Below are 8691 nucleotides of genomic sequence, written 5' to 3'. Positions count from 1 at the left end.
GATATACGGTTTCTTATTTAGAAGACAACAAAGCTGTTTCTGGTTTTGCTGGTTATAAAGCAGCTAAGAATATTAAAAACACCTTGGTTTTTGGAGAGCATAGAATTGGTAGTGGAAGTATGATTTATATGGTCGACAATCCGATGTTTAGAGCTTTTTGGGAGAATGGGAAATTGTTTTTTGCCAATGCTATTTTCTTGGTGAATAATAATAGTTTTGAATTGTAGTTAGACTCGCTTTGCTTTTAGACTTGTTCCCGCGTAGGCGGGAATCTCTTAGACCGCTTCGCTGTTGGATTGTGCTGGCGCACTTTTAGAATGGTTTTCTTGGGTCTTGGGTCTTAAAAAGTATGTTTTTATGTTTATTTGGTACTCGTAACTCATAACTCGTAACTCATAACTCATAACTCATAACTCATAACTCATAACTCATAACCAAAAAACAAATCATTCTGTTTTTTCTTAAAGAATAACTTGTTTAATCCTAGAATATCCTTTTTATTTCTTATTTTTAAAAGGCTTAAACAACTCATTTTCAAGATGAAGTATTTCATGTTTCTTTTTTTTATAATCAATAGTGTTTCTGCGCAAACATGTGATATAGAAAATGAACTGAAAAATGTTGAAGCGTTAACTCTTAAAGGTCATTTTACAGATGCTTTGACCAAAGTGAAGCAGTTATATACATGTGATGCACTTTCTGACAAAGAACAAATAGAACTTTCTATTTGGGAATATAAACTTTATAGAAATACTACTGAAAAGAAGAAAGCGTATAAAGCAATGCGCAAAGCTCGAAAGATTTTTAAGGATAAAAACATTGTCCCTTCTACAGATCAAGAAATCTTAATTGCTGAGAGCTATGCTACGGTAAGAAAAGATGAAAGATATGAAAAGAGCATTTCAAAAATTGATTTTGATCAGTTAGATACTTTAAACAAGGTACGTTACTTTTTTTCTAAGTTTTTGATTACTGATAAAGTTGGAGACACCTATACTGCTATTGATTATTTGCAAAAAGGATTGGCTGTTGTAGGTAATACATCTGACCATTATAAGTCTGCAATTTTAATGGGACTTGGTAATATGCATAGCATCCTTGCCGATTATGACAAAGCACTTTCTTTTTACCAACGCGAATTGGATCTTTTAAGTTCCGTTTATAGTCCTGATCATATGAATATTGCAAAGTCTAATTATCATATTGGCAATATGTATTATGGGAAATTAGAATATCAAAAAGCTGTAGATCATTATGTAAAAGCGCACAAGGTTTGGCACAAAGTATATCCGCCAGATTTTAGATATATGCGTTATTTAAATGAAGCTATGGGCGATATGTATTGGGAATTGGGCGATAAAAAAAATGCGCTAAAATATTTCAATCTCGCAACACTAAATCAAAAAAACACCGATAAAGATATTAGCAAATCATACATTAATCAGGCAGATAGTTTATTGAATAAAGGAAATTACAGTGAAGCAATGACCTATTATAATGATGCGTATGAATGGCGAAAAAACACGTTTGGTAAAAATCATGTAGTCACTGGAGCTTGTCAAAATTTTGTTGCGAGAGCAATTGGATCTTCTGGAAATATTGAAGCTGCTTTAGACAGTTACCAAATAGCGATTGATATTCTTGTTAAAGAAATGGACTCAACTTCTCGGTATGAGAATCCAACTTTAGACATGACGTTTCAGTCGCATCACTACCTTTTAGAATCCCTTATCGCGAAAGCTAATTTATTCAGACAGTTATATGATAAAAACGTAGATATAAAAGACTTAAAAGCTGCCTTTGACACACAAACACTTGTGGTTGATGTATTAGATGAGATGAAAAACAAACAATCGTCTGATGCTTCAAAGTTATTTTGGACCAATCATGTTTCTTCCGTTATTGAAGAAGGTATTGCCACTGCGATACAACTTCATAAACTCACAAAAGACAGAACATATTTAGAAAAAGCATTCCTATTTTCAGAAAAAAATAAAGCATTATTACTTTTATCTGTTATTCAAGAACAAGACATTACTTCTTTCTCTAAAGTTCCCAAAGAAACCATTCAGGAAGAGAAAGCACTTAAAAAAGACATTACACAAATTTCAGGGAAAATTGCAAATGAAGAAAATCGTTGTGCGGAACGCAGAGCAAAAATAATTGAACTTTGGCGTACTGAATTAGACGAAAAACAAAACGCGTATGATATTCTTGTCAACTCAATTAAAACGAAGTATCCTGAATATTATAAGTTGAAATATGATGTAAAAATTAGCTCCCTACAAGAAGTTCAAGAAACGCTTTTAGATGATAAAACTGCATTGATTTCGTACTTTACAGGAACAGATAATGCCTATGTTTTCTTTGTGACCAATCAAGATGTTTCTGTTCGAGAAATTTCAGGAGCCACAAAACTCACAGAAGAAATCTCGTCCTTCTTTAACTTAATCAGTTCTAAAAAAGAATTTACAGAACATCCCACAAAGGCTTTCAATTCGTATTGTGAAACCTCGTATTCGCTTTATGAAAAATTACTGTTTCCAGAAATTTCAAATACAGAAACAATAGACAATCTTATTATTATTCCTGATGGATTACTAGCTTATATTCCTTTTGAAAGTTTGCTTACCAAATCGCACACTAAAACTACTAGAAATTACAAAACGCTTCCATATTTAATAAAATCTTTTGCCATATCGTATAGTCCATCCGCTTCCATAAAACTAGCAACTAACAGTACCAATAGCGAACAGGATTATGTTGGATTTGCGCCCGATTATTCAGATCAAAACTACACTGCATCTAGACAAAAACTCGCAAAACTTGCTTACAATCAAGAAGAAGTAAATTATGCTTCAAAATTGTTAGATGGCAAACAGTATTCTGGAAATTCTGCCACAGAAGACACCATGAAATCTATTGTGAGTACTGCAGGAATACTACATTTGGCAATGCATGGAGATGTTGAAGATACAGAACCATTATTATCAAAACTATATTTCAATCCTTCCGAAAAAGACGATGGTTTGTTACACACATATGAAATCTACAATCTTACAATTCCTGCGCAATTGGTCATTTTAAGTGCTTGTAATACTGCTACAGGGAAACTACAAAAAGGAGAAGGTATTTTAAGTTTAGAACGCGCATTTCAATATGCAGGAAGCAAGTCGCTAATTTCTACTTTATGGACAGTGGACGATCAGGCTTCTTCAAAACTCACACAATTATTTTTGGAGCAATTAAAGAAAGGGAAAACCAAAGATATTGCGCTACAACAAGCTAAAATAGAATATCTAAATTCTGCCACACCAGAAGTGCTGCCTCCATATTATTGGAGTAGTTATAAATTGACAGGAAGCACAGAAGCGCTTTCAAAATCTTCAAATACTATATATTATATTTTAGGTTCATTCATGATATTTCTATTCGTTTTAGTTGCGATTAGAAAGAAGAAAAAGCGCAGCGCTGCTGCTTAATTCTCAATATTTTTAGCTACTATTTCCACAGCTTTTTCATGATTATAAGATGTGGTTTCTTTAATCTTCTGAAACACTTTTAAAGCCTTATCGGTTTCTTTTAACTTTAACAAGGTTAATCCTTTGTACCAAAGTGCTTGCTGATTGTAATCGTTATCCGTTTGCAAAACGATTTCAAAACTTTGCAAAGCTTGCTTGTAGTTCGGGTCTTTTGAAGATAAATAACTTAGTCCTTTATAAAAATTCGCTACATAATTTGTTTTATCTTCTAGTTTATCAAAAAACTGAAGTGCTTCTTCATAGGATTTTGCTTCGTAAGCTTTCATCGCCGATTGCAAATTAGTATCTAAAGTCGTTTCAGAATTTCTTTCAACTGATGGTGCTTTGTACGTTTCAAAATAAGATTCAAATACTGCATCGCTAGAAATAGTACTATTAAACACAACTTGATACAATCCAAAAAGAACGATAAAAACTGCAGCTGTTGCCATTGTCCTTTTAAACCATAATGGAATAATTGCTTTCTCTCCTGTTAGTTCTTCACTTTCAAAAACATCAAACTTTTCTCTAAGCTCCAATCTTCCTGCTTCTTCAATAAATTTTCGTGCGGCGATACTTTTTAAATATTCGGCATGTAAAGTCGTATCAGTTTTCAGCAAGTTCTCAAAGTCTTTCACTTCAATTGCTGTCATTGATTTAGATAAATAACGGTCTATTAACTCTTCTATATTATCCATTAAACTTTAAAATTTTAACTAGATGGGGATTTTCTGCAATTAACTTTTTTAATTGCTTCATACATTTATACTTCTTATTGCGCGCTATTTGCTCATTACTAAAACTAGTTTCAGCAACAATCTCTTTCATTGTCTTATTGTGATAAATACTTTCCACCAAAAGGTTTTTACAAGTAGTTCCCAATTGTCCCAAAACGTCTAAAACCAAACCTTTCTGTTCTTTATGAATTAACTCGGTCAAAGGACTTTCTACAAAGTCATCAGGCAACTCCAATTTTTGATGAAACTCGTTTATGACGCCTTTTTTTTTCAATTGATTCAACCATTTAAATTTTGCAATAGCATATATGTATGTACTTATAGCACTTCGTTCTCCGTTAAATTTCCGATCTCGCACATTTTCATAAAAAGCAATGATCGTTTCTTGATACACATCTTTCGCTTCAACCTTGCTTCCATTATTCGAAATAACATACGAATAAATCGCATTCTTATTATCGTTATAAATAGTCTTCAATGCGTTATCACGAGCTGTTTTTCCAGCAAGTAATAGTTTCAAAAGTTCTGTATCTGTTGTGGTAGTTTTAATAGTTAGTCAATTGAATTATAGGATATGTAATAAAAATATCAAAAAAATATTAAAAAAGAGGTTACAAAGCGCTCTTTAGGATTGACAAAGTAATATAAACCAAACAATATGACTATGAAAATACAAATACTCAAATTACAATCTATCTTGATTATTAGTACAATACTATCATTTCAAACTTCATTTTCTCAGCTCACTCCTATAGACATCGTTCCGGGCGCTGGTTCAAGTTTTGCTACAGATTTCGAAGCTGTAGGAAGCACATTATTTTTTGCTGCTGTTGATCCTTCTGGCGATGATGAACCTCATATATTTGATCCGATGGTTGGACCAACTGCCATGAAAATAGATGTAAATCCTAGCGGATCTAGTATGCCTGCAGAATTTACAAATGTTGGAGGCGATGTCTATTTTTCTGCCGAAGATGCTTCTGGCGATCGAGAGTTGTATCTATTTGATGGCGCAGGAATGTTAACAAAAATTGACGTAGATCCTGCTGGTTCTAGCATGCCATTTAGACTCACCGAAGTTGGCGGAACACTTATTTTTACAGCTACCGTTGCTGGCGACAAAGAAGCTTTTTTCCTTAGCGGAACAACTCCTGTTAAAATTGACACAGATCCTGCTGGAAGTGGTGATCCTGAAGAATATACGTTTGCTGGTGGATTCATCTTTTTTGTTGCGACCGTAGCTGGCGATGAAGAATTGTATAAATTCGATGGAATGACACTTACAAAAGTAGACATTAATCCTACTGGTTCTAGTGACCCGAATGAGCTTACAACAGTTGGCGACGATCTTTATTTTAATGCAGAAGGTACTACTGGCGACAAAGAACTTTTTGTGTATGATACAGCTATGTCAATAGCAACTGAAATTGAAGTAAGCGCAACTGGCTCTAGTTCTCCTTTTGCTTTATATAATGCGGATGGTGTTTTATATTTTACTGCTGATGATCTTGGTGATGCAGAAATGTATGAATACGATCCAGGAACTGACACGCTTTCTAAAATAGACATCAATCCTTCTGGCTCAAGCTTTCCTGCTATTTTTCCTGGAAATTATCTAAAAATAGGTATTGATATTTTTGTTCCTGCCGAAATTGCAGGCGATCGAGAATTATATAAGTTTGATACCATGACGGGAATTGTCACTAAAATTGATGTAAATCCTACAGGACCAAGCGGACCATTAGAACTTGTTGAGATGGCTGGGAAACTATATTTTACTGCTGGAGAATTAAGCACTGGAAAAGAACTTTATAGTTATGACGGAACATTATCTAAAATAGAATTAGATGCCGGAGCAGGATCTGGAGAGCCTAAAGAACTTACCGTTACCGATGGTCCAGCATTATACTTAGGAGGAACTGATGGTGTTTCAGGATTTGAACTATTTGAATATTTAGATCCGACATTAAGTGTTGAAAATTTTGATGAAACACCTTCTATAAATTTATTTCCGAATCCTATAAAAAATGCTGAAACACTTAGACTAATTATTCCTAAAAATACTGCTGTAGAAAGCATTACAATACATGCTATAAATGGTGCGTTGATTGAATCTTTCCAGTATAAAAATTCAGTAGAACAAATAGAAATTCCTATACAAAATTATGCTGCTGGATTATATGTTGTTACGATAAAAACAACAAAAGGAATTAACACTAAAAAATTAATTATTGAGTAGTTGATTTTACTCCATTAGATAAGTCCAAAAATTTTCTCTTTCAAAAACAAATTTTCTTAAACTCTAACATTATGAAACATTATCTAACTCAATTATTACTTTTCTCATGTATGCTATGTACAATTATATCTTGTAAAGAGGATAAAAAATCAAGTACCGAAACCACTAAAAAAAGCAGCAAGAAAACAAATGGTCCTTTTGAGATACAGTCAGGAGTAATAGAATATGAAGAACAGAATCTTAAAAACAATAAGAAGACTATATACACGCTCACTTTTGATGATTATGGCAATGTTGTCAAATTAGAAGAAACTGTTGAAGGAGAAACTTCCATTTACATATATAATGATACTACAAACAAAGGAGCAACATTATTTTCGGGAAGAGATAAACCTGTAAAAATATATATGAGACAAGGCGAAATTTCTATGTTTCTAGCACAACGTTCCACATCAGGATTTGTAAAGCAAAACGATCAAGAAGTTCTTGGCAAAAACTGTACAGTATATGCTAATAATACCAAAACAGCTGATGGCGCTCCTAAGGTAGTGTATTGGTTGTATAAAGGATTAGCTCTAAAAGAGATTAATAGATTAGGTAATGGTTATAGATTCGAAGCCATAAAATTTGAAGAAAAACAAATTGACAGAGAAGTCTTTTCACTTCCCAATAAAATTAAATTACCACATAATATATTTAAATAAATTAAACTCAAAAAAATGCATAAAATTACCCTCTTAATTTTATTATGTATTCCCTTTACAGCCTTCTGTCAATGGTCGCAATTAGGCGGAGATATTGACGGAGAAACTCTAGAAGATCAATCTGGTTTTTCTATCAGCATGTCTTCTGACGGAACCATCGTTGCTATTGGTGCACCAGGTAATAATGGCAACGGAAATAATTCTGGGCATGTACGTGTTTACAAATACGAAACGAGCACTTGGAGTCAGGTAGGTTCTGATATCGATGGCGAAGCTACAGGAGATAATTCTGGGTACTCGGTAAGTCTATCTTCCGATGGAACTATACTTGCCATTGGTGCAATTTTAAATACCAATAGCACCGCTGGTTCTGGTCATGTTCGCGTATATAAATTTGAATTGGGAGCTTGGACGCAAATGGGAAGTGATATTGACGGAGAAGCCGAAAATGATGCTTCTGGAAGATCGGTTAGTCTTTCTTCAGATGGAACTATTGTAGCTATTGGCGCCATTAACAATGATGGTGCTGCAAGCAATAGTGGTCATGTACGTATATATAAATTTGCTACTGGTTCGTGGACACAAATGGGAAGCGACATAGATGGAGAAGCCATGAATGATAATTCTGGGTATTCTGTAAGCTTATCAGCAGATGGCAACACAGTCGCTATAGCGGCTACTAGAAATGATGGTGGCGGAAATAATTCTGGACATGTGCGTGTGTATAAATTCGAAACAGGCTCATGGAGTCAGGTTGGACTCGACATTAATGGTGAAGGTTCTAATGATGAATCTGGTTTTTCTACAAGTCTCTCTTCAGATGGAACAATCGTCGCTATTGGCGCGCCATTTAATGGCAGCGATGTTGGACATGTACGCGTGTTTAAATTTGCCTCTGGTTCTTGGGGACAACTAGGTTTGGATATTGATGGTGAAGCTGGAGGAGACAGGTCAGGGAATTCAGTGAGTTTATCTGCTGATGGAACTAGAGTTGCTATCGGCGCTCCATTAAATGATGGTAATGGTAGTATTTCAGGGCATGTGCGTGTCTATAAATTTGAATCAGGAGCTTGGACACAAGTCGGAAGTGACATTGACGGCGAAGCTGCTGGCGACCGATTATTTTCAGTGAGTTTATCATCAGATGGATCTAGAGTTGCCGTTGGTGCTGTTGGCAATACAAGTGAAACTGGTAGCGTACGAGTCTTTGAAGATTCATCCACATTAAACATAGAAGAAAATACTTTTGGCAATTCGTTTTCGGCGTATCCAAATCCTACTTTTGGACTGTCCAAAATCAGATTAGGAAATCATTACAAATCTGTAAAAGTTAGCATTTATAGTATATTAGGCACATATATTGACCAAAGCATTCACAAAGATATATCAGAGATAAACCTAGATACAAGCCGATTTACGAAAGGAATTTATTTTATTAAAATTTCTTCCGAGAATAAACACGCAGTCATTAAACTAATGAAAAACTAAAA

7 protein-coding genes are annotated in these 8691 nt (G+C 34.4%); 5 read left to right on the top strand and 2 right to left on the bottom strand.

Annotated elements, in window-relative coordinates:
• Both ACRBBL_RS04245 and ACRBBL_RS04240 read left to right on the top strand, forming a co-directional pair.
• A partial coding sequence (locus ACRBBL_RS04245) for a hypothetical protein (RefSeq protein ID WP_431367774.1) occupies positions 1-227 on the top strand: 227 nt, incomplete at its 5' end.
• Between the two features lie 312 nt (positions 228-539).
• Positions 540-3482: a CHAT domain-containing protein gene (locus ACRBBL_RS04240; protein WP_431367773.1), complete on the top strand. Its 2943-nt coding sequence runs from the start codon at positions 540-542 to the stop codon at positions 3480-3482.
• Here ACRBBL_RS04240 and ACRBBL_RS04235 read toward each other — a convergent pair.
• Both ACRBBL_RS04235 and ACRBBL_RS04230 read right to left on the bottom strand, forming a co-directional pair.
• The gene (locus tag ACRBBL_RS04235) at positions 3479-4219 is read right to left on the bottom strand and encodes a tetratricopeptide repeat protein (RefSeq protein ID WP_431367772.1); all 741 of its coding nucleotides are present in this window, start codon (positions 4217-4219) and stop codon (positions 3479-3481) included. The two genes, ACRBBL_RS04240 and ACRBBL_RS04235, sit on opposite strands and share 4 nt — an antisense overlap.
• On the bottom strand, positions 4212-4778 hold the full coding sequence (locus ACRBBL_RS04230; RefSeq protein ID WP_431367771.1) for a sigma-70 family RNA polymerase sigma factor: 567 nt from the start codon (positions 4776-4778) through the stop codon (positions 4212-4214). The genes ACRBBL_RS04235 and ACRBBL_RS04230 overlap by 8 nt, the downstream gene beginning before the upstream one ends.
• A gap of 144 nt (positions 4779-4922) precedes the next feature.
• Here ACRBBL_RS04230 and ACRBBL_RS04225 point away from each other — a divergent pair, with 144 nt between their 5' ends.
• The 3 genes from ACRBBL_RS04225 (at position 4923) to ACRBBL_RS04215 (ending at position 8689) form a co-directional block, all read left to right on the top strand.
• The gene (locus ACRBBL_RS04225; protein WP_431367770.1) at positions 4923-6497 is read left to right on the top strand and encodes a T9SS type A sorting domain-containing protein; all 1575 of its coding nucleotides are present in this window, start codon (positions 4923-4925) and stop codon (positions 6495-6497) included.
• A 71-nt stretch (positions 6498-6568) separates the two neighbouring features.
• Positions 6569-7201 (top strand): hypothetical protein, encoded by a 633-nt coding sequence (locus ACRBBL_RS04220; RefSeq protein ID WP_431367769.1) that lies wholly within the window; start codon positions 6569-6571, stop codon positions 7199-7201.
• Between the two features lie 15 nt (positions 7202-7216).
• Positions 7217-8689 carry a T9SS type A sorting domain-containing protein gene (locus ACRBBL_RS04215; RefSeq protein ID WP_431367768.1) on the top strand — a complete coding sequence of 491 codons (1473 nt, stop codon included), beginning with the start codon at positions 7217-7219 and terminating at the stop codon, positions 8687-8689.
• The last annotated feature ends 2 nt before the right edge of the window (positions 8690-8691 follow it).

The organism is Kordia sp., from assembly GCF_050633145.1.
Taxonomy (GTDB): domain Bacteria; phylum Bacteroidota; class Bacteroidia; order Flavobacteriales; family Flavobacteriaceae; genus Kordia.
This window is presented reverse-complemented; position numbering and strand designations above follow the sequence as displayed.

Excerpts from the sequence above, each read along its gene's own strand:
- ACRBBL_RS04215 (WP_431367768.1), top strand. The coding sequence starts at position 7,217 with ATGCATAAAATTACCCTCTTAATTTTATTATGTATTCCCTTTACAGCC.
- ACRBBL_RS04220 (WP_431367769.1), top strand. The coding sequence starts at position 6,569 with ATGAAACATTATCTAACTCAATTATTACTTTTCTCATGTATGCTATGT.
- ACRBBL_RS04235 (WP_431367772.1), bottom strand. The coding sequence starts at position 4,219 with ATGGATAATATAGAAGAGTTAATAGACCGTTATTTATCTAAATCAATG.
- ACRBBL_RS04240 (WP_431367773.1), top strand. The coding sequence starts at position 540 with ATGAAGTATTTCATGTTTCTTTTTTTTATAATCAATAGTGTTTCTGCG.
- ACRBBL_RS04225 (WP_431367770.1), top strand. The coding sequence starts at position 4,923 with ATGAAAATACAAATACTCAAATTACAATCTATCTTGATTATTAGTACA.